Origin of the sequence: Aeromonas sp. D3 (genome assembly GCF_027705025.1) — a bacterium.
GTDB lineage: Bacteria > Pseudomonadota > Gammaproteobacteria > Enterobacterales > Aeromonadaceae > Aeromonas > Aeromonas salmonicida.
Genome location: NZ_JAPDBE010000045.1, coordinates 1 through 24239, shown reverse-complemented (window position 1 = coordinate 24239; position 24239 = coordinate 1). Strand labels below are relative to the sequence as shown.

27 protein-coding genes are annotated in these 24239 nt (G+C 58.8%); 14 read left to right on the top strand and 13 right to left on the bottom strand.

The window, feature by feature from the left end; all coding sequences use genetic code 11:
* Nucleotides 1–38: 38 nt before the first annotated feature.
* The 6 genes from OKC28_RS19725 to OKC28_RS19700 all read left to right on the top strand — a co-directional run bounded on the left by OKC28_RS19725 (nt 39) and on the right by OKC28_RS19700 (nt 6506).
* Nucleotides 39–815, top strand: coding sequence for a DUF4311 domain-containing protein (locus OKC28_RS19725; protein WP_021140217.1), 777 nt, complete (start codon nt 39–41; stop codon nt 813–815).
* Nucleotides 816–826: 11 nt separating this feature from the next.
* Nucleotides 827–1477 carry a DUF4310 family protein gene (locus OKC28_RS19720; protein WP_021140216.1) on the top strand — a complete coding sequence of 217 codons (651 nt, stop codon included), beginning with the start codon at nt 827–829 and terminating at the stop codon, nt 1475–1477.
* Nucleotides 1478–1519: 42 nt separating this feature from the next.
* On the top strand, nt 1520–2659 hold the full coding sequence (locus OKC28_RS19715; protein WP_021140215.1) for an amidohydrolase/deacetylase family metallohydrolase: 1140 nt from the start codon (nt 1520–1522) through the stop codon (nt 2657–2659).
* Nucleotides 2643–3758, top strand: a complete 1116-nt coding sequence (locus tag OKC28_RS19710; protein WP_270690996.1) for a DgaE family pyridoxal phosphate-dependent ammonia lyase — start codon at nt 2643–2645, stop codon at nt 3756–3758. Before OKC28_RS19715 ends, OKC28_RS19710 begins: the two co-directional genes overlap by 17 nt.
* Nucleotides 3758–4498, top strand: coding sequence for a 2-dehydro-3-deoxy-phosphogluconate aldolase (gene dagF / locus OKC28_RS19705; RefSeq protein WP_270690995.1), 741 nt, complete (start codon nt 3758–3760; stop codon nt 4496–4498). The genes OKC28_RS19710 and dagF overlap by 1 nt, the downstream gene beginning before the upstream one ends.
* 103 nt (nt 4499–4601) lie before the next feature.
* Nucleotides 4602–6506: a BglG family transcription antiterminator gene (locus tag OKC28_RS19700; RefSeq protein ID WP_270690994.1), complete on the top strand. Its 1905-nt coding sequence runs from the start codon at nt 4602–4604 to the stop codon at nt 6504–6506.
* A gap of 18 nt (nt 6507–6524) precedes the next feature.
* Here OKC28_RS19700 and npr read toward each other — a convergent pair whose 3' ends face one another.
* The 10 genes from npr to OKC28_RS19650 form a co-directional block, all read right to left on the bottom strand.
* Complete coding sequence (npr, locus tag OKC28_RS19695) at nt 6525–6797, bottom strand: PTS phosphocarrier protein NPr (protein WP_005314403.1); 273 nt, start codon at nt 6795–6797, stop codon at nt 6525–6527.
* 20 nt (nt 6798–6817) lie between these two features.
* Nucleotides 6818–7684: an RNase adapter RapZ gene (gene rapZ, locus OKC28_RS19690; protein ID WP_005314405.1), complete on the bottom strand. Its 867-nt coding sequence runs from the start codon at nt 7682–7684 to the stop codon at nt 6818–6820.
* Between the two features lie 42 nt (nt 7685–7726).
* Nucleotides 7727–8173, bottom strand: a complete 447-nt coding sequence (ptsN, locus tag OKC28_RS19685) for a PTS IIA-like nitrogen regulatory protein PtsN (RefSeq protein ID WP_005314406.1) — start codon at nt 8171–8173, stop codon at nt 7727–7729.
* A gap of 2 nt (nt 8174–8175) precedes the next feature.
* Complete coding sequence (gene hpf, locus OKC28_RS19680) at nt 8176–8463, bottom strand: ribosome hibernation promoting factor (RefSeq protein ID WP_005305957.1); 288 nt, start codon at nt 8461–8463, stop codon at nt 8176–8178.
* A gap of 21 nt (nt 8464–8484) precedes the next feature.
* Entirely contained in the window at nt 8485–9924 is a 1440-nt protein-coding gene (locus OKC28_RS19675; RefSeq protein ID WP_099994508.1) for an RNA polymerase factor sigma-54, read from the bottom strand.
* A gap of 65 nt (nt 9925–9989) precedes the next feature.
* Nucleotides 9990–10715 carry an LPS export ABC transporter ATP-binding protein gene (gene lptB, locus OKC28_RS19670; RefSeq protein ID WP_005314412.1) on the bottom strand — a complete coding sequence of 242 codons (726 nt, stop codon included), beginning with the start codon at nt 10713–10715 and terminating at the stop codon, nt 9990–9992.
* A 3-nt stretch (nt 10716–10718) separates the two neighbouring features.
* Nucleotides 10719–11246 carry a lipopolysaccharide transport periplasmic protein LptA gene (gene lptA / locus OKC28_RS19665; RefSeq protein WP_005314414.1) on the bottom strand — a complete coding sequence of 176 codons (528 nt, stop codon included), beginning with the start codon at nt 11244–11246 and terminating at the stop codon, nt 10719–10721.
* Entirely contained in the window at nt 11233–11793 is a 561-nt protein-coding gene (lptC, locus tag OKC28_RS19660) for an LPS export ABC transporter periplasmic protein LptC (protein ID WP_005314417.1), read from the bottom strand. The genes lptA and lptC overlap by 14 nt, the downstream gene beginning before the upstream one ends.
* Nucleotides 11790–12344 (bottom strand): 3-deoxy-manno-octulosonate-8-phosphatase KdsC, encoded by a 555-nt coding sequence (gene kdsC / locus OKC28_RS19655; RefSeq protein WP_005314419.1) that lies wholly within the window; start codon nt 12342–12344, stop codon nt 11790–11792. Before kdsC ends, lptC begins: the two co-directional genes overlap by 4 nt.
* Nucleotides 12344–13339: a KpsF/GutQ family sugar-phosphate isomerase gene (locus OKC28_RS19650; RefSeq protein WP_034524103.1), complete on the bottom strand. Its 996-nt coding sequence runs from the start codon at nt 13337–13339 to the stop codon at nt 12344–12346. The genes kdsC and OKC28_RS19650 overlap by 1 nt, the downstream gene beginning before the upstream one ends.
* A 207-nt stretch (nt 13340–13546) precedes the next feature.
* Here OKC28_RS19650 and mlaF point away from each other — a divergent pair, with 207 nt between their 5' ends.
* The 7 genes from mlaF to murA are packed head-to-tail and all read left to right on the top strand — an operon-like array spanning nt 13547 to nt 18065.
* Nucleotides 13547–14347, top strand: coding sequence for a phospholipid ABC transporter ATP-binding protein MlaF (mlaF, locus tag OKC28_RS19645; RefSeq protein ID WP_011898278.1), 801 nt, complete (start codon nt 13547–13549; stop codon nt 14345–14347).
* A complete protein-coding gene (mlaE, locus tag OKC28_RS19640; protein WP_005314426.1) occupies nt 14347–15126 on the top strand; it encodes a lipid asymmetry maintenance ABC transporter permease subunit MlaE in 780 nt (259 codons plus the stop codon). Before mlaF ends, mlaE begins: the two co-directional genes overlap by 1 nt.
* A 7-nt stretch (nt 15127–15133) precedes the next feature.
* Nucleotides 15134–15625: an outer membrane lipid asymmetry maintenance protein MlaD gene (mlaD, locus tag OKC28_RS19635; RefSeq protein WP_005314428.1), complete on the top strand. Its 492-nt coding sequence runs from the start codon at nt 15134–15136 to the stop codon at nt 15623–15625.
* A 9-nt stretch (nt 15626–15634) separates the two neighbouring features.
* Entirely contained in the window at nt 15635–16267 is a 633-nt protein-coding gene (mlaC, locus tag OKC28_RS19630; RefSeq protein WP_021140206.1) for a phospholipid-binding protein MlaC, read from the top strand.
* Complete coding sequence (locus OKC28_RS19625) at nt 16264–16536, top strand: STAS domain-containing protein (protein ID WP_021140205.1); 273 nt, start codon at nt 16264–16266, stop codon at nt 16534–16536. Before mlaC ends, OKC28_RS19625 begins: the two co-directional genes overlap by 4 nt.
* Nucleotides 16536–16793: a BolA family iron metabolism protein IbaG gene (gene ibaG, locus OKC28_RS19620; RefSeq protein ID WP_005306001.1), complete on the top strand. Its 258-nt coding sequence runs from the start codon at nt 16536–16538 to the stop codon at nt 16791–16793. The genes OKC28_RS19625 and ibaG overlap by 1 nt, the downstream gene beginning before the upstream one ends.
* Nucleotides 16794–16808: 15 nt before the next feature.
* Entirely contained in the window at nt 16809–18065 is a 1257-nt protein-coding gene (gene murA / locus OKC28_RS19615; protein WP_021140204.1) for a UDP-N-acetylglucosamine 1-carboxyvinyltransferase, read from the top strand.
* A gap of 91 nt (nt 18066–18156) precedes the next feature.
* Here murA and pmbA read toward each other — a convergent pair whose 3' ends face one another.
* Entirely contained in the window at nt 18157–19500 is a 1344-nt protein-coding gene (gene pmbA / locus OKC28_RS19610; RefSeq protein WP_005314438.1) for a metalloprotease PmbA, read from the bottom strand.
* 112 nt (nt 19501–19612) lie between these two features.
* On the opposite strand from pmbA, the gene yjgA reads away from it, so the two are divergent.
* Nucleotides 19613–20137 carry a ribosome biogenesis factor YjgA gene (gene yjgA, locus OKC28_RS19605; RefSeq protein ID WP_021140203.1) on the top strand — a complete coding sequence of 175 codons (525 nt, stop codon included), beginning with the start codon at nt 19613–19615 and terminating at the stop codon, nt 20135–20137.
* A gap of 90 nt (nt 20138–20227) precedes the next feature.
* Here the strand turns inward: yjgA and OKC28_RS19600 are convergent, their stop codons facing one another.
* On the bottom strand, nt 20228–23311 hold the full coding sequence (locus tag OKC28_RS19600; RefSeq protein ID WP_021140202.1) for a transglycosylase domain-containing protein: 3084 nt from the start codon (nt 23309–23311) through the stop codon (nt 20228–20230).
* 217 nt (nt 23312–23528) lie between these two features.
* Nucleotides 23529–23846: a PTS system regulator TmaR gene (gene tmaR / locus OKC28_RS19595; protein WP_005314445.1), complete on the bottom strand. Its 318-nt coding sequence runs from the start codon at nt 23844–23846 to the stop codon at nt 23529–23531.
* Nucleotides 23847–24239: the final 393 nt, after the last annotated feature.

The window sequence follows — 24239 nt, the reverse complement described above, 5'->3', positions numbered from 1 at the left end:
CCACCCGCAGCGACAACCCCACAAGAGGGATACATTGGATGTTTCTAATCATATTTATCAAGTCACTCATCATCGGCGGCCTGGTGGGCGTCGGTGTGGGGGCCGGCGCGGCGCGGATGTTTCACGCCCCGACCGTGCAGGGCATGGGCGCCTTCCGTACTCTGGGTGAGCTCAACTCATGCGAAGGGGATCCCGCCTCCCACTTCTCTTTCGGTCTGGGCTTCTTCTTCAACGCCTGGGCCTCGACCGTGGCAGCGGGTGCCTTCACCCAGGACGTGGATCACCGCATCCTGCCGAACTGGGGGGCGGCGGCCCTGATGATCCGCAACCGGGATCTCGCCAGCACTCTGCACGACCCGAAAAAGATGGCCATCGCCTGCGGCATCATTGGCGCCATCGTGGTGGCCTTCCTCAACAGCACGGCTGCCGCTGTACCGGCCGCCCTGCAGGTGACAGCAGTCAAGGTGCTGGTGCCTGCCGCCAACCTGCTGGTCAATACTGTCATGCCGGTGATCTTCTGGCTGGCCGCCATCGAAGCGGGCAAAAAGTCCGGTTTCTGGGCCACCATCTTCGGCGGTCTGGCGCAGCTCATCATGGGCAACGCAGTACCGGGTCTGGTGCTCGGCATCCTGATCGGCAAGGGGGTCGAAGAGAGCGGCTGGAACCATGTCACCAAGGTGATGATGAGTGCCATCATCCTGCTGTTCGTGCTGAGCGGCTTCTTCCGCGGCTTTGACCTCAAGCTGATTGAATCCTTCCACATGGGCATCCCCCTGTGGCTGGAAAACGTCCATAACCTGCTTGCCAATAAATAAGGGGCCACACCATGGATGAGAAACTGAGAAACAACTTCTGGTACGCAGACTGGTCCTTCCCCATCTTCGTCGGCCTGCTGTCGGCCGGGGTCTTTGCCGGAACCCACATGTACTACCTGTACGGTGTCGGCGCCTTCAACGAGGTGGCCTTCGTCGCCATGCTGAAAGCCGGCATGGACACGGGTGCCTACGGTGCTGTGGCGGCCTTTGGCGCCAGCTTCCTGTTTGCCCGCATCATAGAGGGCTCCCTGGTGGGGATCCTGGACATAGGCGGCGCCATCCAGACCGGCGTCGGCCTGGGCGTGCCCGCCCTGCTGCTGGGGGCCGGCATTCTCTATCCAGTGGAGAACTTCGGCGCCTCCCTAGTGACCGGCATGGTGATTGGTCTGGCGATTGGCTACATCATCATCCTGGCGCGCAAGTTCACCATCAACCAGAGCAACTCCACCTACGGTGCGGACGTCATGATGGGGGCTGGCAACAGCTCGGGCCGCTTCCTGGGCCCCCTGATCATCCTCTCAGCCATGGGTGCCTCCATCCCCATAGGACTGGGTTCCCTGCTGGGGGCACTGCTGTTCTATGTATGGAGCAAGCCCATCACAGGGGGCGCCATCCTGGGTGCCATGCTGCTCGGTACCTTCTTCCCGGTCGCACTTGCATAAGTACCCGCCGCCCTGCGGGGCGGCCTCTTCGAGGTCATCACCATGTATGACATGATTATCAGAGCGGGACGCCTGGGAAATGGCGAGCTCATCGATATCGCCATCCAAAGCGGCAAGATAGCGGCCATCGGCCAGCTGCCGGCAAAGACCGAGGCGAAGCAAACTCTGGATCTGGCTGGCCGGGTGCATGTAAGTGCGGGCTGGATCGACGGCCACACCCACTGCTATCCCGCCTCCCCCATCTATCACGATGAGCCGGACAAGGTAGGGGTGGAGTCCGGCGTCACCACCGTCATTGACGCGGGCAGCACTGGCGCCGACGACGTGGATGACTTCCAGCGGCTGGCCTCGGGCTGCAAGACCCGGGTGCACGCCCTGCTCAACATCTCCCGCATCGGCCTGCTGCGCCAGAACGAGCTGGCGGACAGCCGGGATCTGGATGCCAATCTCGCGTCCGCCGCCATTGCCCGCCACCCCCACTTCATCGTCGGCATCAAGGCACGCATGAGCGGCAGCGTGGTGGGCGAAAATGGCCTGCAACCACTGCGCATGGCCAAGGCGCTGCAACAGGCCCACGGCCAGCTGCCGCTTATGGTGCACGTGGGCAACACGCCGCCGGATCTGGACGAGATAGTCGCCCTGCTGGGAGATGGCGACCTGCTGACCCACTGCTTCAACGGCAAACCCAACCGCATCCTGACCCCGGCTGGGGAGCTGCGGGTTGCGGTGCGCGAGGCGATGCAACGGGGCCTGTTGCTCGACATAGGCCACGGCGGCGCCAGCTTCAGCTTCGAGGTGGCGGAGCTTGCCATCCGTCAGGGGATACTGCCCCACACCATAAGCTCGGATATCTACTGCAAAAACCGCATCAAGGGACCCGTCTACAGCCTGGCCCACGTCATGTCCAAGTTTCTCGCCATCGGCATGACGCTGGAGCAGGTGATCGCCTGCGTCACCGAACAGGCCGCCGATGCCTTGCGCCTGGCCGGCAAGGGGCGGCTCGAGGTGGGCGCCGATGCCGATCTGACCCTGTTCGAACTGGCCAGCGGCCCGACCCTGTTGATGGATACCGAGGCACAGTCGCGCAGCGGCGACCTGCAACTGCTTCCCCTCGCCGCCCTGGTGGGCGGTGACCTGGTTCTGACTCACTATGGGAAATCACACCATGCCATCTGTTTATGAGAAATATCAGCTCAAACCCGTGGTCAACGCCTCCGGGCGCATGACCATTCTCGGCGTCTCCACCCCCGAGCAGGAGGTGGTCGATGCGGTCAACTTCGGCCTGGGCCACTACTTCGAGGTGAAGGATCTGGTCAACAAGACAGGTGCCTACCTGGCAGGCTTGCTGGATGTGGAAGATGCTGTGGTGGTCTCCTGCGCCAGCGCCGGCATAGCCCAGTCGGTGGCCGCCGTGATAGTGCGTGGCGACCCCTACCGGCTGGAGCAGCTGCACGCCCATGCCCACGGGGTGCCGAGTGAAATCGTGCTGCCCAAGGGGCACAACGTCAACTTCGGCGCGCCGGTCGGCACCATGGTAAACCTGGGTGGCGGCAAGGTGGTGGAGGCCGGTTATGCCAACGAGTGCTCCCCCGTCCAGTTGGCCGCCGCCATCAATCCCAATACCGCAGCCATTCTCTACATCAAGTCCCATCACTGCGTGCAGAAGAGCATTCTGTCGGTGGCAGAGGCGGCAGAAGTGGCCAAGGCTCGCCAGCTGCCACTGATCGTCGATGCGGCAGCGGAAGAGGACCTGCGTCTCTATTACAACCAGGGGGCGGATCTGGTGATCTACAGTGGCGCCAAGGCCATCGAAGGGCCCACCAGCGGGTTGGTGCTCGGCAAACGTCAGTATGTGGAATGGGTCAAGCAGCAGGCCAACGGCATAGGCCGGGCCATGAAGGTGGGCAAGGAGGGGATCCTCGGCCTGACCCGCGCCATAGAGCGCTATCTGGAAAAAGAGAAGGAGAGCGGCGCCGCCATGGTCGCCAAGATGGCCCCCTTCATCGAGCGCCTCAACCAGCTTCCGGGCGTCAGCGCAAAAGTGGTATGGGACAATGCGGGGCGCGACATAGCCCGCACCGATATTGCTTTTGACCACCAGCAGATCGGCATAACCACAGTCCAACTGGTGGCTCGACTGCAACAGGGCAACCCCGCCATCTACTGCCGTGGCTACAAGGCCAACGAAGGCCACATCGAGATCGACGTGCGCAGCGTCACCGCCCCCCAGCTCGACCAGATCCATGCCGCCATTGCCAACCTCGTTCAGGAGAATCATTGATGTCCCTAACTCCCAATTACTACCGCAACCGTGTCTGCCTCAATGTATTAGCGGGCTCCAAACAGAATGCTGTCGACATTTATGAGGCGGCCGAAGGCCATGTACTGGTCGGTGTACTCTCCAAGAACTATCCGGATGTGCCCTCCGCGGTCGCCGACATGCGCGATTACGCGAAGCTCATCGACAACGCTCTCTCCATCGGGCTGGGGGCGGGCGATCCACGCCAGTCCGCCATGGTAGCCGAGCTGGCTTGCCAGCTGCAGCCCCAGCACGTCAATCAGGTCTTCACAGGGGTGGGTGCCAGCCGGGCGCTGTTGGGCCAGCCAGAGACGCTGGTCAATGGCCTCATTTCCCCCACCGGCACCCCCGGCATGGTGAAGATCTCCACCGGGCCCCTCAGTGCCCAGCAACCGGACGGGATTGTGCCCATCGACACTGCTATCGCCATGCTCAAGGACATGGGCGGCAGCTCGGTCAAGTTCTTCCCCATGGGAGGGCTGGAGTGTCGTGACGAGTATCAGGCGGTGGCCGAGGCCTGTGCCCGCCACGGCTTCTGGCTGGAGCCCACAGGTGGCATCGATCTCGACAACTTCGAAGAGATAGTGCGGATCGCACTGGACGCCGGGGTCGAAAAGGTGATCCCCCACGTCTACAGCTCCATCATCGACAGCGAGAGCGGCCAGACCCGCCCCCAGGATGTACGCACCCTGCTCGCCACGGTGAAACGACTGCTGGCGTGATGAAAGATGGCACCGGTCCGATCACTGGCCGGTGCCTGGCTTGTTAATGACCCGCTTGTTAACATCGACCCTTTATTTCGCGACAGGAGTCCCGTCCCCCCTCATGACCAAGCTGCCCCACCCCAGACTCCATCAACTGCTGACCCAGCTCCATGCCGAACCGCTGCCACAGGAGGAGCTGGCTCGCCGCCTCAATGTCTCCACCCGCACTGTGCGCACCGACGTGGCGACCCTCAACGAGCTGATTGCCACCCACGGCGCCCACCTGATCCACCAGCGTGGCAGCGGCTACCAGCTCAAGATTTACAATCAGGGGCTGTTTGATGAGTTGCTGGCGGCCCAGGAGCAGGAGAGCAGCCTGCCGCGCACCAGCCGCGAGCGAGTGCTGCACCTGCAGATCTTGCTGCTGACGGCGGAACAGGGGATCAAGCTCGACGAACTGGCGGATACCTGGTATCTGAGCCGGGCGGCGCTGCAGGGGGACATGGCGGAAGTGCGGGAGCGGCTCGCCCACTTTGGCTTGCTCATCGACAGCAAGCCACGGCTGGGCATGCGCATCCAGGGTGGGGAGACGGCGATCAGGGCCTGCCTCACCCAGTTGCTCTATCAGGAGCTGCTCCACAACAACCAGTTGCAGAGCCTGCTGCCCAACCTTTGCCCCAGCAAGACGCTGGAGGTAGTGGGCAATCACATCCATGCCCAGCTCAGCCGCCATCAGCTGCGCCTCGCCGACGAGAGCCTGCAGCAGCTCACCATCTACTGCGCCGTCGCCCTGCTGCGGCAGGCTGCGGGGCACGAGCTACGCCAGTTTGCCAGCGAAGACATCACAGAGACGCTGGCCGCCGTAGCCAGTGACATTTATGCAGAGCTGCCGACCCTGATTCCACCGGGAGAGGAGGAGATCGCCTGCCTCGCCATCCAGATCCAGGCCCGCCTCACCGCTGACACGCCCAGGCTCAGCCCGGCCATGGCCGCCGAGAGCGAGCAGTTGGTCGAGCATCTGCTTGCCTATATCCATCAGCACTATCCCTATGATCTGCGCGGCGACCTGCAGTTGCGAGCGGATCTGCAGACCCATATCAGCGCCATGCTGCTGCGGGTCAAATACCAGATCGGCAGCCACAATCCGCTGGCGGATCATATCAAGCAGTACTATCCCCTCGCCTACGACATCACGCTGGCCGCCATTTCGGAGTGGATAAAGCAGACACCTTACCGGCTGACCCACCACGAGATCGGCTACCTGGTAATCCATATCGGGGTAGGGCTGGAGCGCCACTACGACATCGGTTACACCCGCCGTCCCCAGGCACTGCTGCTGTGCGATGCCGGCAACGCCACCTTCCGGGTGCTGGAGGCGCGCATCAAGCGAGAATATCCCCAGCTGCAACTGGCCAGCCTGGAGTCGGTGCGAGATTACGAGGGATTGACGCGGATCGAGCAGGATTTTGTCATCAGCACTGTCAAGGTGAGCGAGAAGAACGCTCCCGTGGTGCAGGTGGCACCTTTCCCGACCCAGTATCAGCTGGAGCAGCTCGGCAAACTGGTGCTGATCGACCGCACCCGACCCTACCTGCTCGACAAATACTTCGATGCCGACCACTTCATGGTAGTCAATGAGCCACTCAACCAGGGCCAGCTGTTCGCCCGCATCTGCGATCAGCTGGAACAGGAAGACCTGGTGGAAGCGGGGTTCAGAAGTTCACTCCACGAACGGGAGCGCATCGTCTCCACCCTGCTGGGAGAAGGCATAGCCCTCCCCCACTCCCTCGGCTTACTGGCCCGCCGCACCCTGGTCTATACAGTGCTGGCACCACAGGGGATCGACTGGGCCAATGGCGAGACAGCCACTCTGATATTCGTGCTGGCCATCAGCAAGGCGGACTACGAAGAGGCGATGGGGCTTTACGATCTGTTTCTGGCGCTGATGAACGAAAAAGCCAGCAAGAGTCTGCTGGCTTGTCGGGATTTTGCCAGCTTCAAGGGGCTGGCGCGCACCGGTTCCTGAACCAGGGCGGGGAGTGAGTCACTCCTCGTTGAAGCCGGAGGTGAACAGCGCCACCACGGCGGCCAGCGCCTCCACTTCTTCGGGGCCCTCCACCTGCACTTCCACCTGCTTGCCCTGGGCTGAATCCAGCATCAGCAGGCCGATCACGCTGTCTGCATCGGCCTCGATGCCGTCCTCATTGCGCAGCAGCACGTGGGCATCGAAGCCCTGTACCAGCTCGAACAGCATCATGGCCGGTCTGGCATGCATACCCAGTTTGTTCTTCACTTCCACCGAGGCTGAGACGGTCATCTGATCTTCCTATTGGTCCATCAATGTTGCGGCGTACTTTTGTCGAGGGTGCGGTGGCGGATCTGGACGTTCTTGCCGAGCAAGCGGAACGCGCCAGCCAGCTGCTCTGCGATGAACACGGACCTGTGCTGGCCCCCAGTGCAACCAATTCCCACAGTGACATAACTACGATTGTTGCGCTCCAGATGAGGCAACCAGGTCGCCAGCATGTTTTCAATCTGCAGGATGAACTGCATCACGTCTGGCTGGCTGGAAAGGTAGCGGGCCACGGGCTCATCCTTGCCGGTAAAGGGTTTGAGCTCGGGGATCCAGTGTGGATTTGGCAGGAAGCGGGCATCAAACACGAAGTCGGCGTCCTTGGGGATGCCGTACTTGAAGCCGAACGACTCGAACACCAGCACCAACTCGTTCTCTTTCTTGCCAAGCACCCGGGTCTTGATGAGCTCGCTCAGGTCATGAATGCTGAGGCTGGTGGTGTCGATACGCAAGTCGGCGGTCGAGGAGAGCGGTGCCAGCAGATTGGTCTCTTCACGGATCGCCTCATCCAGCGAGAGCTGCTTGCGGGACAAGGGGTGCAGCCGGCGGCTCTCGCCGTAGCGTTTGAGCAGGGTGGAGTTCTCCGCATCGAAGAAGAAACTGGAAAATTCCACCCGGCCCTCATTGCGAACCTGAGCCAGCAGGGTCTCCAGCTTGTCTGCGCTCACCGGCAGGTTGCGCACGTCGATACTGACCGCCAGCTTGTCATACTGGCTCTCGACCGACACGATCAACTGGGGCAGCAGGTTGACCGGCAGGTTATCCACACAGTAATAACCCAGATCCTCCAGCACGCGCAGGGCAACTGTCTTGCCCGAGCCGGAGCGCCCACTTACCACTATTAATTGCATCTTGTTGCCTCACCGCTTGGGGTCATCACGAGGGCCCGAATATCAGGCCGACGTCATGATCTGATAGAGATCTTCATCGCTGGTTGCCTGGCGCAACTGGCGGCAAACCGCCTTGTCGCCCAGTTTGGATGCCATCAGGGAAAGGGTCTTGAGGTGCTGTTTGCACTCACTTTCCGGCACCAGAAGGGCAAAGAGCAGGTCAACCGGTTGATTGTCGATGGAGTCGAAGGGGATAGGCTCTGCGAAGGTCATCAGGATGGCGGTCGGCGGAAACTCGTCACCGATCCGGCCGTGGGGAATGGCGATACCGGCACCGATCCCGGTACTGCCCATTTTTTCTCGTGCCAGCAAACACTCGAACAGTGTCTGGCGAGAGGTCCCCAAGCGCTCAGCGGCTAATTCACTGATGATCTCGAGGGCGCGTTTCTTGCTGGTACAAGGGACCGCACTTTTGGTGCAGTCCCGACTCAGTATGTGTTCAAGTTGCATAGTTATTTTTGATTTAACTTATCTTTGTGCTTGATGATCTGCCGATCCAGCTTGTCCAGCAGGGTATCAATCGCAGCATACATATCAGCATGCTGTGAATTGGCGAACACCTCACCACCGCTGACATGCAGCTTGGCTTCGGCGATCTGGTTCAGTTTTTCTACGCTCAACACCACATGAACATTGTTGATGTGGTCAAAGTGACGCTCGAGTTTGGCAAATTTGTTATTCACATAATCACGCAGAGCTTCGGTGATCTCGACATGGTGTCCGGTCAGGTTAATTTGCATAACGTCTTCCTTTTGTTTTGCCTAAACCAGGCGTTTGCGCTGATTGGATGGCGGGATCAACAAGGATTCACGGTACTTTGCGATCGTGCGTCTCGCCACCATAATACCCTGTTCGGCCAGCAAATCCGCGATCTTGCTATCACTTAGCGGCTTGGCGGGATTCTCCGCCGTCACCAGCTTCTTGATCAGCGCGCGAATTGCGGTCGATGAGCACTCTCCTCCTCCTTCTGTGTTCACATGACTGGAGAAAAAAAACTTCAGTTCGAAGATGCCGCGGGGGGTATGCATGTATTTCTGGGTCGTTACCCTGGAAATGGTCGACTCATGCATCTCCACCGCCTCGGCGATATCGTTGAGCACCATGGGCTTCATGGCTTCTTCACCATACTCGAAAAAGCCCTGTTGTTGCTCGACAATACAGGTCGCCACCTTGAGCAGGGTGTCGTTGCGACTCTCCAGACTCTTGATGAACCACTTGGCTTCTTGCAAGTGGGAGCGAATGAACTGGGTATCCTGGCTAGTACGCGCCTGACGGGCCATGGCGGCATAGGTCTCGTTGACCCGGATGCGCGGTGCAGAATCCGGGTTGAGTTCAACGACCCATTTGTTGCCCTTCTTGACCACGGTGACATCCGGGATCACGTACTGGGAGTCACTCTGTATGATGCCGTTACCCGGCCTGGGCTCCAGTTGCTGGATAAGGTCCAGCACCTCCTTGAGGTCACTCTCCTTGAGCTTGGTCTTGCGTGCCAGGGTGCGGTAATCACGGTTGCCGAGCAAGTCCATGTGCTCCTTGATCACCTCCCTGGCCTCATTGAGCCAGGGCAGTTCAGGAGCGTACTGGCCGAGCTGGATCAGCAGACACTCCTGCACCGAGCGCGCGGCAATGCCAACCGGATCGAAATGCTGCACCCGCTTGAGCACGGCCTCGACCTCGTCGAGTTCCACCTCGACATCCTCGCTGCTCACCGCCGCCTGTATATCTTCGAGAGAGACGGTCAGATAACCGGAGTCATCGATGGCATCTATGATGGCCAGAGCAATGGCAGCATCCAGATCGCTGAACGGGGTGAGGCGCATCTGCCACAGCAGATAGTCCTGCAGGTTCTCGGTGGTTTCCCCCTGATAGACGCTGTCCTCCCCATCGTGGATGGGGCCTGCGCTCTGGGCTGTGCCGGCTGAATAGACATCTTCCCAGGTGGTATCTACCGGCAGTTCGTCCGGCATCTGATCCTGGGCCATGGCATCGCTGGAGTCGAGCTGACTGTCGTCGACGGGCTCTTCCGGGCTGGTCTCCTGAACCTCATTCTCCTCTTGCTCAAGCAAAGGATTGTTATCGAGCGCTTGCTGAATTTCCTGCTGGAGTTCCAGGGTGGAGAGCTGGAGCAGACGAATCGCTTGTTGTAATTGCGGCGTCATGGTCAGGGACTGACCGAGACGCAACTGTAATGTCGGCTTCATCTACGTCGGGATATCCTTATGTTCAGCGAGGCAGTCGTCAAAGGAAATGAAGAGATGCCCCCTTACTATAGACTGAATTGATCGCCCAAATAGACGCGCTTGACCTGTTCATCGGCAAGGATCTCGGCCGGTGCACCTTCGGCGATCATCTTGCCGTGGCTGACGATATAAGCCTTCTCACATACGTCCAGAGTCTCCCTGACGTTGTGGTCAGTGATCAAGACACCAAGGCCTCTATCTTTCAGATGCTGGATGATCTTCTTGATGTCTATCACAGAAATGGGGTCGACCCCGGCAAACGGCTCATCCAGCAGAATAAAGCGCGGCTCGGCCGCCAGCGCGCGGGCGATCTCGACCCGGCGTCGCTCCCCCCCTGACAGACTCTGACCCAGGTTGTCACGAATATGGGTGATGTTGAACTCTTCCAGCAGTTGTTCGACCTTGTCTTCACGCTCTTCGCGGCTCAGTCCCTTGCGGGTCTGCATGACCCCCATCAGGTTGTCGAACACGGACAGACGACGGAAGATGGAGGCCTCCTGCGGCAGATAGCCGATGCCGTTACGGGCACGGATATGCATGGGCTGCTGGCTGATGTCCTGATCATCGATGGTGATGAGGCCGGCATCGCTCTGCACCAGCCCCACTATCATGTAGAAGGAGGTGGTCTTGCCGGCACCGTTCGGGCCGAGCAGGCCGACGATCTGGCCGGTACCCACCTCCAGACTCACGTCACTGACCACCATGCGACGCTTGTAACTTTTTTGCAGGCCGGCTGCTTTCAACACTGCCATGGTTTATTTTCCCTGCTTCTTCTGGTCGGCGGGCTTGTCGAAGTTCTCTACCTGATCAGGCAGGAACACCGTCTTGACCCGCTGGGTCGGCCCCTTGCTCTCGGCGATCATCTTCTGTTTGACGATGTCGTAGCGGATCAGGTCACCGTTGACCTGACTGTCTTCCTGTTTGAGCTGACCGTTACCGGTAATAGTCACCAGGCGATTTTTCAGCTCGTAGCGAATGCTGTTGCCGTGGGCGTTGACCGGTTTGCCGTTGTCCAGGATCTGGAAGAAGGTGGCAGGCTTGCCATAGGCCGTCATGACCTCGGCCCCTTTGTCGCCGGAACGGATCACCACCACCTTGTCAGCCTTAATCTTGATGGTGCCCTGAGTGATGATGACATCGTCACTGAAGGTGATGCGGTTGTCCTGCATCTCGGCCACCTGTCTGACCGCATCCACATAGACCTTTTCGGCAAAGTCGGACTCTTTGGCACTCACGGTGCCGCACAGCAGCAAAGCCGCGAGGGCCAGATTAGCGTTTTTCATTGAAATAGATGGCATGGCCCTGATCCAGTAATTCAAAATATTTGCGTTCCAGATGACCCTTCAGGCCAACGCCTTCGGTCTGGAATTCCTTACCCACTATGCTGACATGCTGATTGCTTCTCACATTCTGAGTCACCAGATCCAGCTCCAGATAGGGGGTATCCAGTGTGGAGATGAAGGAGGTGGGCAGCAGGCCATCCAGATGAACCTTGTCGCGCAGGATCACGTTGTCATCTGTATTGAGGACACCTGTGTCGGCCGTGACTTTCCACTCGGCCTCACCCTGCTTGTCAAACATGTAGACCACCGGCTTGTTGAAGGTAGCCTGCTCGATGATCTGGTAATACTCCGCATACTCGGACTCCAGCCGTTCTGTGCGTCGACCGTTGACATCAAAACGGGTGGTCACCAGGTTCCTGGCGGTGAAGTCCGGCTGGTAGTTTTCTGCCTTGGTGGTCGGCTCCGGCGTCAGGTCGACATCACCAATCTGCCAAGCGGCCAGCGCCACCAGAAACAGCAGGGCGAACAACAGTGTCTGTCTGCTCATACCGAGGCCTCTGGCTGATAATCGCCATGCCCTTGCGCCTGCAGTATGAGGTCACATACCTCACGCACAGCACCGACGCCGCCAGCCAGTCGAGTCACCATGTCGGCCCGGGCCAGTACCAGCGGATGAGCATCGGCCACGGCAATGCCGAGCCCGCAGGCCTGCATCACCGGCAGATCTATGGTGTCATCCCCCATATAGGCGGCTTGTGACGCTTCCAGACCCAGCTTTGTCAGCAGCGCCTCGAAGTGGGGCAGCTTCTGATCCGCCCCCTGTACCAGATGCTGCACCCCCAGGCTCTTCATCCGATCGCTGACGATGCGGGAGTTGCGCCCAGTGATGATGGCTATTTCGATCCCGGCGTTGAGCAGGGCCCGCATACCGGCGCCATCGCGGGTACAGAAGGTCTTCAGCTCTTCGCCGTCATTGCCCATATAGATGAGGCCGTTGGAGAGCACCCCATCCACATCGCACACCAGCAGGCGGATTTGCGCCGCCCTGTCGTATTGGCTGCGCGTCACCGGACCATAAAGGGTCGGTACGTTTTGCATCAAATTACTCCGGCTTTCAGCAGGTCATGCATGTTGAAGGCCCCCAGCGGGCGCTTGTCACCATCCACCACCAGTAATCCGTTGATCTTTCTGGTTTCCATCAGTTTGACAGCTTCTGCCGCCATCATCTCGGGGCCAACGGTAACACAGTTGGTCGTCATCACCTTGGCGATCGAGGTGTGATGGATATCCACCTGCAGATCCAGGATCCGGCGCAAGTCACCATCGGTGAACAGTCCGGCCAGCAGACCCTCTTCGTTGACGACCGCCGTCATGCCCAGACCCTTGCGACTCACTTCCAGCAGCGCCTGGCTGATGGTGGCATCTATCCCCACCTGGGGCAACAGATCGCCGCTATGCATCAGGTCACCGACCCGCAGCAGCAAGCGCTTGCCAAGGGAGCCACCAGGGTGGGAGAGCGCGAAGTCATCGGCGGTGAAGCCGCGGGCTTCCAGCAGGGCAACCGCCAGTGCATCGCCCATCACCAGAGTAGCCGTGGTGCTGGAGGTCGGCGCCAGGCCCAGCGGGCAGGCCTCTTTATCCACCTTGATGCACAGATGCACGTTGGCCTCTTTGGCCATGGTGGAGGCCGGATTGCCTGTCATGCAGATCAACTGGATGCCGCGACGTTTGAGCACCGGCAGCAGGGCCAGGATCTCGTCGCTCTCACCGGAGTTGGAGATGGCAATGATGAGGTCACCGCTGGAGATCATCCCCAGATCCCCGTGGCTGGCTTCACCCGGGTGGAGGAAGAAGGCAGGGGTGCCAGTGCTGGCCAGGGTGGCAGCAATCTTGCTCCCGATGTGACCTGACTTACCCATGCCGGTGACCACTATCTTGCCACTGCAGCGCAGCACCAGCTCGCACGCCTTGTCAAAGGCATCGTTCAGGTACTGATAGAGTCCATCAATCGCTTGTTTTTCAATGTCCAGCACAGTACGGGCGCTGCGACGAAAATCGAACAGTTCAGACACTTTCTCAGGCTTTACAGACATAAAGGCACAGCTCCGGGCGGAAATTTGCTGCGGGATTATAAAAAAGTCTGTCGAGATAAGCGAATCGGATACTTCTCGGTCCCAAAAGAGAGACAATCGGTGACGCAAAACTGTCGCACTTTTGAGGAGGCAGGCTGTTCAATAGTTGTTCCTTGCTGTTGCTTAGACCTAGACTAGCCCATAAAATTCGCTCTTCATTTACACCGGATGGACAATTGTTTGAACAATGACCTTATCACCATCTCCGATCTGACCTTCAGTCACGGAGATCGGCTGTTATACGACGGGATCAACCTGACCATTCCCCGTGGCAAGGTCACTGCGGTCATGGGCCCGAGCGGCATAGGCAAGACCACTTTGCTGCGGCTGATTGGTGGCCAGATCAAGCCGGAGTCCGGTCATATCCTGTTTGACGGGGAAGATATCCCCACCCTCTCCCGCTCTCGCCTGTACGAAGTGCGCAAGCGGATGAGCATGCTGTTCCAGAGCGGCGCCCTGTTTACCGGCATGACGGTCTACGACAACGTGGCCTTCCCGCTGCGGGAACACTCCGGTCTGCCGGAGGAGCTGATCCACACCATCGTCATGATGAAGCTGCAGGCCGTGGGTCTGCGCGGGGCAGCTCAGCTGATGCCGTCCGAGCTCTCCGGTGGCATGGCACGCCGTGCCGCACTGGCCAGATCCATAGCGCTGGATCCGGACCTCATCATGTATGACGAACCGTTTGTCGGCCAGGACCCCATCACGATGGCGGTGCTGGTCAAGCTGATCAAGGAGCTGAACAGCGCCCTCGGCATCACCTCCGTCATCGTGACCCACGACGTGAACGAGGTGCTGACCATCGCCGATTACGCCTATATCATCGCCAACCGCAAGGTGGTGGCGCACGGTACGCCGGCGCAGCTGCGCGAAGAGCATAATCCCGAAGTCGAGCAATTCCTGCTTGGATTGCCCGACGGTCCTGTCCCGTTTCATTTTCCGGCAGGCGACCTGCTACAGGATCTGTGATGTTGATAAGCCAAGTAAGCAAGCTGGGCCGGGTTGGCGTACGCGTCATCAGCTCCATCGGCCGTGCCACCATAATGCTGTTTCATGCGCTGGCGGGCAAACCCGAGCCACGCAAGCACTTCCCCCTGCTGCTTCAACAGTTGTATGTCGTGGGTGTGCAATCCGTTGCCATCATTCTGGTCTCCGGCCTGTTCATCGGCATGGTGCTCTCGTTGCAGGGTTACAACGTATTGAAAGACTTCGGCGCCGAGCAGAGCCTGGGCCCGCTGGTTTCCCTCTCCCTGTTGCGGGAGCTGGGTCCCGTTGTGACCGGCCTGCTGTTTGCTGGCCGCGCCGGCTCGGCACTGACCGCCGAGATCGGCCTGATGAAGGCCACCGAACAGCTCTCCAGTCTGGAGATGATGGCGGTCGACCCGCTGCGCCGGGTAGTGGCCCCTCGCTTCTGGGCTGGCGTCATCAGCATGCCGCTGCTGGCCTTCATGTTCAGCCTGATCGGCATCTTCGGTGGCAAGCTGGTCGGTGTGGATCTGCTGGGGGTGGACGAAGGCAGCTTCTGGTCCGCCATGCAGGCATCCGTCGACTGGCAGGATGACATCATGCAAGGTGCCATCAAGAGCCTGATCTTCGCTCTGGTGGTCACCTGGATTGCGCTCTTTAACGGTTATGATGCCAAGCCGACCTCGGCCGGGATCAGTCAGGCCACAACCCGTACCGTGGTCCACTCCTCCCTGGCCGTGCTCGGCCTGGATTTTATACTCACCGCAGTCATGTTTGGATAAGGTAAAGATGAAGTTCAGCAAAGTAGAATTCCTGGTTGGCGCCTTCATGCTGGCCGGCATCGGTGCCATTCTGGCGTTGGCACTGCAAGTAGCAGGGTTGAGTTTCAAACCGGAAGGAGAAACCTATACCCTGCGCGCCCATTTCGATAATATCGGCGGCCTGAAAGTACGCTCACCGGTCAAGGTTGGTGGCGTCGTCGTCGGTCGGGTCAGCGACATCACCCTGGATGCCAAGAGCCAGGTGCCGGTCGTCTCCCTGCTGATGCAAAAGAGTGCCGGCGAGTTTTCCGAAACCAGCACCCTCTCCATCCTGACTTCAGGCCTGCTCGGCGAGCAGTACATAGGCCTGATGCCCGGCTTCAGCGATGAGGAGATGGGTACCAGCATGCTCAAGGATGGCGACATGATTGAAGACACCAAATCAGCCATTGTGCTGGAAGACCTGATTGGCAAGTTCCTCTATAGCCAGTCTTCCGACACCAAATCCGACAGCAAGTAAGGAGTAACCATGTTCAAGAAGATCGCCCTGTTGCTGGGTCTGATGACCAGCATGCTGTTTTCCCTGGGGGCTCACGCCACCAATGCCGCCGACCCCTATGCCCTGGTGGACGAAGCGGCCAAGCAGACCTTTGCCCGCCTGAAGGCGGACAAGTCCCAGGTCAAGAGCAATCCGGATCACCTGCGGGTCATCATCCGTGAAGAGTTGCTGCCCTACGTGGACAACCGCTTCGCTGCCTACAAGGTGCTCGGCAACCAGATCAAGCAGACCACCCCGGCCCAGCGTGACGCCTTCGTCGAGGTGTTCACCGAGTACATGGTGAGTTCCTATGCCGATGCGCTGGCCCATTTCGACAAGCAAACCGTCAAAGTCGAGCCGGGCAAGGCGCCGGGTGACAGCAATATCACAGCCGTCAACGTCAGCGTGAAAGAGGCCGGCAAGCCGGATATTTTCCTCGAATTCAAGCTGCGCAAGAACAACAAGACCGGCGAATGGAAGGCCTTCGACATGGTCGCCGAAGGGATCAGCCTGCTCTCCGCCAAGCAGAACGAGCTGGGCGGCCTCATTCGCCAGAATGGCATAGATGCAGTGATCGCCCAGCTGCGTGCTCACAACGCCAAGCCGTTGGTCATCAAGTCATGAAATTTAGCGGCGATCTGCAGGCACCACAGGTCAATGCCCTGTGGCAACGCCGCGCCGACTGGTGGCAGGAAGATCGGCTCGAACTGAGTGGCGTCACCACCCTGGACTCCGCCGGGCTGGCACTGCTGGTCAAATGGGCCAAAGCCGTATTGGTACGAGGCGCCACACCGCAACTGGTGGGCGCCTCCACTGATTTTTATACCCTGGCCAACCTGTATGGAGTGGCCAGTCTGTTTCAGTCAACTCCGCTCACAACTGAGGACGCATAATGCAAGTCTCTGAAATTGAAGCGATACTCCTTGAGGCTCTGCCATTGTCCGAAGTCCATGTCAAAGGAGACGGCAGTCACTATCAAGTGATCGCCGTCGGTGACATGTTTGACGGCATGAGCCGGGTCAAGAAGCAGCAGGCCATCTATGCCCCGCTGATGGACAAGATCGCCAGCAACGCCATCCACGCACTCTCCATCAAGGCCTTTACCGATGCCGAGTGGAAACGCGAACGTAAATTCCTACTGCCCTCCTGATTGGTATCTAAGTAAATGGACAAATTCAAGATCGATGGTCGTTGTACTCTCAACGGCGAAGTGACCATCTCTGGCGCCAAAAATGCCGCCCTGCCGATCCTGTTCGCCACCCTGCTGTGTGATGAGGAGATCCACCTCTCCAACGTACCGCGCCTGAAAGACGTGGGTACCACCCTCAAGCTGCTGGAGATGCTGGGCGCCACCACCAAGGTCAACGGCAACGTGACAGTGCTGACCGGTGCGGTGAACAACCACGTCGCCCCCTACGAGCTGGTGAAGACCATGCGCGCATCCATACTGGCGCTCGGCCCGCTGGCGGCCCGTTTCGGAGCTGCCGACGTCTCCTTGCCCGGTGGCTGCGCCATCGGTGCCCGTCCGGTGAACCTGCACGTCCACGGCCTGGAGCTGATGGGTGCCAAGATTGCCATCGAGGATGGTTACATCAAGGCCCGTGTCGATGGTCGCCTCAAGGGTGCTCATATCCTGATGGACATGGTTTCCGTCACAGGTACCGAGAACCTGATGATGGCCGCTACCCTGGCCGACGGTCGCACCGTGATCGAGAACGCCGCCCGTGAGCCGGAGGTGGTCGATCTGGCCAACTTCCTCAACGCGCTTGGCGCCAAGGTTCAGGGCGCGGGCACCGACACTCTGACCATCGACGGTGTCGAGCGTCTGCACGGTGGCAGCTACAGCGTGCAGCCTGACCGTATCGAAACCGGTACCTTCCTGGTTGGCGCAGCCGTTACCGGTGGCAAAGTCACCTGTCGCAAGACAGATCCTTCCCTGCTGGAGGCGGTACTGGTCAAGCTGGAAGAGGCTGGCGCCTTGATCGAGAAAGGGGCTGACTGGATCACCCTCGACATGACAGGCCGCACTCTCAAGCCGGTCACCATCAAGACAGCTCCCTACCCGGCCTTCCCGACCGACATGCAGGCACAGTTCACCGTGCTGAACGCCGTCGCCAAGGGCACCGGCATGGTCACAGAGACCATCTTCGAGAACCGCTTCATGCACGTACCGGAACTGGTGCGAATGGGTGCGGACATAGAGCTGCAGGGCAATGTCGCCATCTGCCGTGACACCGAGCAACTCAAGGGTGCCCAGGTGATGGCCACAGACCTGCGCGCCTCCGCCAGTCTGGTGCTGGCCGGCTTCGTCGCCGAAGGCTCCACCATAGTCGACCGTATCTATCACATCGACCGTGGCTACGAAGATATCGAGCACAAGCTGCAAGGTCTGGGCGGGCGCATCGAGCGTATCAAGGGCTGATTGCCATCCCTTGAACCTATCTGTTAAAAAGGCCCCCTCGCGTTGGCGAGGGGGCCTTTTTCATATCATGGATTCAGCGTGAGAGCGGGTATTAATGTCCCGCCAGCTTCATGTTCTCCACCAGTACGGAACCAGTCTTGAGGCTGGAGCGTTCATCTTCATCACACCCCACCGCCACTATATGGCTAAACATCTCGCTCAGGTTGCCTGCTATGGTGATCTCTTCCACCGGGTAGGCAATCTCGCCATTCTCAACCCAGAAGCCGGCTGCGCCACGGGAGTAGTCGCCATTGACGATGTTGACCCCCTGCCCCATCAGCTCGGTCACCAGCAGGCCTGTACCCATCTCCTTGAGCATCCCCTGGAAATCCTGGCCCGTGTTGGAAACCTGCCAGTTATGGATGCCACCGGCGTGCCCCGTGGTAGTCAGTCCCAGCTTGCGGGCGGAGTAGGAGGTAAGCAGCCAGCTCATCAGCTCGCCGTTGCGTACTATGTCCATATTCCGGGTAAGTACCCCTTCCCCGTCAAACGGCGTACTGGCCAGTCCACCAAGCAGGTGAGGAAACTCTTGGATAGTGAGCCACTGGGGCAGGATCTGCTTGCCCAGTTTGTCGAGCAGGAAGCTCGACTTGCGATAGAGGTTGCCACCGCTGATGGCCATCACCAGATGGCCCCACAGGCCGGCGGCTGTGTCCGGGTGAAACAGCACGGGCGCATGGCGAGTGGAGATCTTGCGGGCACCCAGGCGGGAGACGGTGCGTTCCACCGCCTCATCGGCGATGCGTTGCGGACTCCAGAGCCCACCCAGGTCGCGACTCGAGGAGTAGCCGTAGTCCCGTTGCATGTCGCCATCCAGCTCGCCAATCAGCACGCAGCTCAGGGAGTTGCGTGACGCAGCATAGCCTTTGACGAAGCCGTGGCTGTTGCCATAGACCTTGATGCCGAGGTGGCTGGAGAAACCGGCCCCATCGGAGTGTTTGATGCGGGCATCGCGACCCAGCGCCAGCCGCTCACACTCGATGGCCAGCTCGATCCCGCGCTGGGGATCCAGTTCGATTTGGTGGCACAGTTGCAGATCGGGGGCATCCCAGGCCAGCAGCTCGGCATTTGCCAGACCGGCACAATCATCGGCAGAGGTATGGCGGGCGATTTCCATGGCCGCTTCGACGGCGGCGCGGATAGCTGGCTTGCCCAGATCCGTGGTGGAAGATGAACCCTTGCAACCATCGCGATAAACCGCGATGCCCAGAGCACCATCCTTGTTGAATTCGATACTTTCCAGTTCACAACCCCGGGTGTTCACCGACAACCCGGTCTGTTTGCTGATGGAGACTTCGGCCAGCGAGGCGCCCAGTCCTTTGGCTATCTCCAGTGCCTCGGCAACGACGGCCTCGAGATGGGCTTGATCCTGGCGAATTTGGTCTTGCTGATCCATAACTCACATCTATATGAAGGAAGGAAAGGGGCTAAGCATATCAGACCCCTGCGCCCAGCGGGAGAAGCTGGTAACATATCCACCAACGTGAATGACAGGAATCAAGAGACCGATGAGTCAATATCAAGACGACAACGAGTTGGAAGACTGGGGCCCCAGCAAGACTCAGCTCAAGCGTGATGCAGAGGTGCTACAAAAGCTGGGCGCAGAGATAGTATCTCTAAGCCACAGCGAGCTGGAAAAAATCCCGTTGGATGAAGAGCTTGCCGATGCTGTCGAGCTGGGCCGCAAACTCAAACCCAAGAAGGATGAGTCCTTCCGTCGCCATTTGCAGTTCATCGGCCGCTTGATGCGCAGCCGTGATATCGAGCCGATCGAAGAAGCGCTCTCCATCATCAAGAACCGCCACTCCACCGTGAATGCCCGCTTGCATCGCCTGGAACAGTGGCGTGAGCGCCTGATCAACGAAGGCGACAGCGCACTCAACGAGTTGATGTCCCAGTTCCACGAGCTGGATCGCCAGAAGCTGCGCCAGCTGATCCGCTCCGCCAACAAGGAACGGGAACTGAACAAGCCGCCGGTCGCCTATCGCGAAATGTACCAATACCTGCGTGGCGAAATCGAAGACCTGTTGTAAGTGATGGCTTACGCCTCATGGCGAGCAGCAAGCAACACAGCGTAAAACGGGGCCAACATATGGCCCCGTTTTTTTATCCTGGTTTGCGAGCTAATTGCCCGCCATACACTGTGTATGAGTACCGGGTTGCAGATAAGGCATCAGCAGTGGAGCCATCCCCTTGAGCACCTGCACTGGCAGGGCAGAGGTGAAGCGGAACTTGTCAGACTGGCTGCCCGGCACATAGGCGGTCAGGGTACCGAAATGACCCTCTCCCAGAAAGAAGACAAAGGTCGCGGTCCGGTTGCGCGCCAGCGAACTGGTGACATTGCCATAACGACCCACTGTCTCGATCCGGTTATCGCCAGTCCCCGTCTTGCCCCCCATCGGCAGCACAGTGCCATCCGGCAGAGCAAAAGCACCGGCGATACGCCTTGCAGTTCCCCCTTCCACCACCTTGGAGAGTGCATTGCGCAAAGCAGTCGCTACTTCTGCGGGCAGCACCCGGGTACCCTCGGTGTGAACGGGCTCAAAGTTGGTCTCAAATGGTGTGCCCTTGGCAAACGAGAGATGTTCGATACGCAGGGTTGGGGCCCGAATGCCACCGTTCTGAATAATCCCCATCAACTCGGCCAGCGCGGCGGGTCTATCCCCTGAGCTGCCCAGAGCCGTTGCCAGCGATGGTACCAAATGGTCAAACGGATAACCCAGCTTGGCCCAACGCTGATGGATGTCGAGGAAGGCCTCGACCTCCAGCATGGTACGGATACGGCTGTCACGGGCACTGCGGTGACGAGTTTTGAACAACCAGCTGTATACCTCTTGTCGTTCATCCCGGCTGGCTTCAACCGCATCGGCAAAGGTCGCCTTGTCGAACTCCTTGAGATAGGCAAGCAACCACAGCTCCAGCGGATGCACCCGCGCGATGTACCCCTGATCCGGCAAGGAATACTTGCCTGGGCCATAGCTGGTGTAAAGCTGCTCAATGCGTCTGTCGCTGAGCTTGTCACGCGGCAACCGTTTGGCCAGGAAGGCGGCAAAGGTCTCCTGCGAGGCATCCGGCATCAGATATCGATGCACGGCAGCAAGCCGTACCGCGCTGGGCTTGAGGCCATCCAGGAAGGTGTCGAGCTGCTCATCCGCCGTCTTGCCGCGATACTTGCGCCAGAAGCGCAGCAGATAGGTTTGCCCCTCTTTATCGGCAAACTTGGCCAGATACTCGGTACGACGGGGATCCTTGTCATCCTTGAGCAGCTGGGCGCGGTTGCCCTCCCGATAGAGGCTGTAGCGCACTATGTCCCGCATCAGACGCACAAACGGCAAGTTGATTGACTCGCGCAGTGCATCTCGTATCGGAGGAATGCGTCCGTTATCCTCACGGCGGAAGTTGTTGAAGGTGTGCATACCGCCCCCGGTGAAGAAGCCTTCGTGCGGACTGGCGGAGTATTGGCGATCCAGAGCGGCCTCCAGCATCAACGACAGACTCTTGTCCTTGGCCGTCATCAGATAGGAGACGGCCCAGCGACTGAGGTTATCCTGACCCGAGACCTCAATCTTGCGCAGGCTCTCTGCTGGCATTTCGGAATAGTTGTCATGCAGCTCTGCAATGATTTCCAGATAGGTGGTCAATACCCGCAACTTGGCGGTGGAACCCAGCTCCAGCTTGCTGCCTTCGTTGATGTCGAATGGCTGATCCGTGTTGTCCGTCTGCACTCGTACCTTGAAACCTTCCGGTGATTTCTCGAATAGAGTAAAACTGTAACGCACATCCCCTGTCTTCTCCGGCGAGAGCAGACGCTCACCAAACAGGCCGACCTGAGCGGCAAACGCGGGATCGGCAAGCTGTTGCAGGTAACGGGAGATCTCGTTTTGCAACGGCATATTGAGGCTGGTATCCGCGCTCAGGTCCATCCGGTCCAGATCATACAGCTGCACCCCGAGCTGGCGGCTCAGGCGAGTGCGAGCAACCTGCAAGCCCTTGTTGTTGTTGACTCGAGTCATAGCGGGGGACTGGAGGAAGTCGCGGAAACCAAGTTTGGCCTTGAGCGCAGCCTCCATCAGCGGCGGCGTGATCATGCCCTCCTGCACGAACAGACGCAGATAACTGTCAGTCAGGGTCGCCAGTGCATCCCGTCCCTGCGCCAGATAGTAGGAGGGACGACGGTGTGCGATCATCAGCGAGACAACCTGCCGCAAGGCAAGCCCTTGCTCTTCAAGTGCCGCATCCTGGTTACGAGCCGGATCCAGCAGCCGATTGACTTCGTTCACATTGGCGCCAAACCAGACCCACAAGCCATCACCCAGCCCATGTACCTCACCATAACCAGGGGCGGCCGAGAGTGGCACAGAGTTGAGATAAGCCCAGGCAACCAGCTTGCGCGCCTCCAGGGTTTCCGGCCCCAACCGATACGCCCGCACACTGGCTGACGCCATCTGACGGATCTTCTCGGTCGGTGACAGCGTCAGACCATCGGGAGAATGACGGTACTTCTCGACCTGAGTCGCCAGTGTGCTGCCCCCTGCGGACTGATCCTGCATGTCCAGTGCCTTGCCCACCTGTGACATTGCTGCCTTGGCAAAGCGGGGCCAATCTACCGCCGGGTTTGCCAACGGCTGCTCGTTGCTCAGCAGATCGCGGTTCTCGATAAACAACAACGACTGGATGACCAGGGGAGGAATGGAAGCAAAATCCGGGTAATAGTGAGTCGGATACTTGAATTGATAGAAGGGCTCGGCACGGCAGTCATGCAGGGTCAGACCGGCCTGTACTTTCTCGGTATAGGGAACAAAGAAACCACGGCTGGCATAGTCATAGAGCGCATCGGAAAAGTGTGTCTGCTCGCTGACCTGATAACCCCGTTGCAGCAAACGCTCCTGCATCATGGGCAACAGCACATAGCCGAGCCGCTTGTCGAAGGGGCCATCCTCAGGGAAGATTATTTGCTTGCTGGGGCCAGCTTCGACCTGATAGGTCAGCTTGGCCGCATAGCGGGAGATCTCCTGCGACTGCAGTCGGGAGGTCTGCATCTCATAGCCAACCAGGGCAATCGCAGCCGCCAGGCACAGCAAAAAGAGAAAGCAGAACAACCAACGCCACCAGGGACGACGCTTGCGCTTGTACTTGCCGTCCGCGCTTGGGACAGATGAATCTTGAGATGCCACTTTGTTCAAATCCGTCTGTTCTGATGCGCCCATATCAGCCCCACCATGGTTGCGCAATTTATTGTGTTTCACTCAAGCTTAGTCTTTTCAAGTCAATGGCTTGAAAACTGTTGACCGCTTTGTAGCGATGGTAACAGGGCGATCAAAAAAAGGGGAGCCGATTGTTGCAGCTTGATGAGAGATCCGAGCTGATGGCAGAAAACAAAACACCGGCCTAAAGCCGGTGTTTTCAGGTAGCAAAGAGGCTTGCTTACTTGCTGGAGCTCATGGCTTTGAGCTTGGCACTCAGGTCTTTACGCTCTTTGGACAGCTCGGCATTCTTGATGATGTGATCATCAACGCGCTCTTCATAGTCGGTACGCATGTTGGCGATGATGGCCTGAACCTCATCGATACTCATACCGGGCTTGATGTAGTCACTCAGGTTGTCGAGCAGCAATACACGCTTCTGGTTATCACGGATCTTCTTCTCGTTGTCCGCGATTTCACGCTTGAGTTTGTTCTGGCGACGGGACATACGCACATATTCCAGTACATCGCTGAAGGTGGACTTGTTTACTTGTTCCATATCGATACCACTGACTTAAGGTTGATAAAAGCAGGCCAAGCATTACCGGTACAAGAGAGAAAAAAGAGAGTGTACAGGTAAACCCGAGATGCCCTTACTCTACCGAGTTATGAGGCATATACAACCCTAATTGCAGGCTTGGCAGCGGGTTTTGGCAGGAGAACATCAATAGGAACACTAAAACTCAAGAGCCATGATAGCGCACGAAACGGTCACGTCAGGAGGCAAGACGCCAGTAGTGCTTTGGTGCCTGAGCTAATGCCATATGGAATGTGCCGTCATAAGGTGATAGCCGACCAAAACTTGAATTTCAGGCAATAAAAAACCCCGCTCATCGAGCGGGGTTTTTCGTGTTGGGTGCCTGGCAGTGTCCTACTCTCGCATGGCGAATGC

What these genes read in the sequence shown, in the direction of transcription:
- rapZ (WP_005314405.1), bottom strand. Translation starts at nt 7,684, where the DNA reads ATGCAATTAATAGTGGTAAGTGGGCGCTCCGGCTCGGGCAAGACAGTT.
- mlaE (WP_005314426.1), top strand. Translation starts at nt 14,347, where the DNA reads ATGTTGATAAGCCAAGTAAGCAAGCTGGGCCGGGTTGGCGTACGCGTC.
- OKC28_RS19725 (WP_021140217.1), top strand. Translation starts at nt 39, where the DNA reads ATGTTTCTAATCATATTTATCAAGTCACTCATCATCGGCGGCCTGGTG.
- OKC28_RS19600 (WP_021140202.1), bottom strand. Translation starts at nt 23,311, where the DNA reads ATGGGCGCATCAGAACAGACGGATTTGAACAAAGTGGCATCTCAAGAT.
- murA (WP_021140204.1), top strand. Translation starts at nt 16,809, where the DNA reads ATGGACAAATTCAAGATCGATGGTCGTTGTACTCTCAACGGCGAAGTG.
- kdsC (WP_005314419.1), bottom strand. Translation starts at nt 12,344, where the DNA reads ATGCAAAACGTACCGACCCTTTATGGTCCGGTGACGCGCAGCCAATAC.
- mlaF (WP_011898278.1), top strand. Translation starts at nt 13,547, where the DNA reads ATGGACAATTGTTTGAACAATGACCTTATCACCATCTCCGATCTGACC.
- OKC28_RS19715 (WP_021140215.1), top strand. Translation starts at nt 1,520, where the DNA reads ATGTATGACATGATTATCAGAGCGGGACGCCTGGGAAATGGCGAGCTC.
- OKC28_RS19675 (WP_099994508.1), bottom strand. Translation starts at nt 9,924, where the DNA reads ATGAAGCCGACATTACAGTTGCGTCTCGGTCAGTCCCTGACCATGACG.
- OKC28_RS19650 (WP_034524103.1), bottom strand. Translation starts at nt 13,339, where the DNA reads ATGTCTGTAAAGCCTGAGAAAGTGTCTGAACTGTTCGATTTTCGTCGC.
- npr (WP_005314403.1), bottom strand. Translation starts at nt 6,797, where the DNA reads ATGACCGTCTCAGCCTCGGTGGAAGTGAAGAACAAACTGGGTATGCAT.
- mlaC (WP_021140206.1), top strand. Translation starts at nt 15,635, where the DNA reads ATGTTCAAGAAGATCGCCCTGTTGCTGGGTCTGATGACCAGCATGCTG.
- tmaR (WP_005314445.1), bottom strand. Translation starts at nt 23,846, where the DNA reads ATGGAACAAGTAAACAAGTCCACCTTCAGCGATGTACTGGAATATGTG.
- lptB (WP_005314412.1), bottom strand. Translation starts at nt 10,715, where the DNA reads ATGGCAGTGTTGAAAGCAGCCGGCCTGCAAAAAAGTTACAAGCGTCGC.
- OKC28_RS19700 (WP_270690994.1), top strand. Translation starts at nt 4,602, where the DNA reads ATGACCAAGCTGCCCCACCCCAGACTCCATCAACTGCTGACCCAGCTC.
- dagF (WP_270690995.1), top strand. Translation starts at nt 3,758, where the DNA reads ATGTCCCTAACTCCCAATTACTACCGCAACCGTGTCTGCCTCAATGTA.
- yjgA (WP_021140203.1), top strand. Translation starts at nt 19,613, where the DNA reads ATGAGTCAATATCAAGACGACAACGAGTTGGAAGACTGGGGCCCCAGC.
- lptA (WP_005314414.1), bottom strand. Translation starts at nt 11,246, where the DNA reads ATGAAAAACGCTAATCTGGCCCTCGCGGCTTTGCTGCTGTGCGGCACC.
- ptsN (WP_005314406.1), bottom strand. Translation starts at nt 8,173, where the DNA reads ATGCAACTTGAACACATACTGAGTCGGGACTGCACCAAAAGTGCGGTC.
- OKC28_RS19720 (WP_021140216.1), top strand. Translation starts at nt 827, where the DNA reads ATGGATGAGAAACTGAGAAACAACTTCTGGTACGCAGACTGGTCCTTC.
- ibaG (WP_005306001.1), top strand. Translation starts at nt 16,536, where the DNA reads ATGCAAGTCTCTGAAATTGAAGCGATACTCCTTGAGGCTCTGCCATTG.
- OKC28_RS19625 (WP_021140205.1), top strand. Translation starts at nt 16,264, where the DNA reads ATGAAATTTAGCGGCGATCTGCAGGCACCACAGGTCAATGCCCTGTGG.
- OKC28_RS19710 (WP_270690996.1), top strand. Translation starts at nt 2,643, where the DNA reads ATGCCATCTGTTTATGAGAAATATCAGCTCAAACCCGTGGTCAACGCC.
- mlaD (WP_005314428.1), top strand. Translation starts at nt 15,134, where the DNA reads ATGAAGTTCAGCAAAGTAGAATTCCTGGTTGGCGCCTTCATGCTGGCC.
- lptC (WP_005314417.1), bottom strand. Translation starts at nt 11,793, where the DNA reads ATGAGCAGACAGACACTGTTGTTCGCCCTGCTGTTTCTGGTGGCGCTG.
- hpf (WP_005305957.1), bottom strand. Translation starts at nt 8,463, where the DNA reads ATGCAAATTAACCTGACCGGACACCATGTCGAGATCACCGAAGCTCTG.
- pmbA (WP_005314438.1), bottom strand. Translation starts at nt 19,500, where the DNA reads ATGGATCAGCAAGACCAAATTCGCCAGGATCAAGCCCATCTCGAGGCC.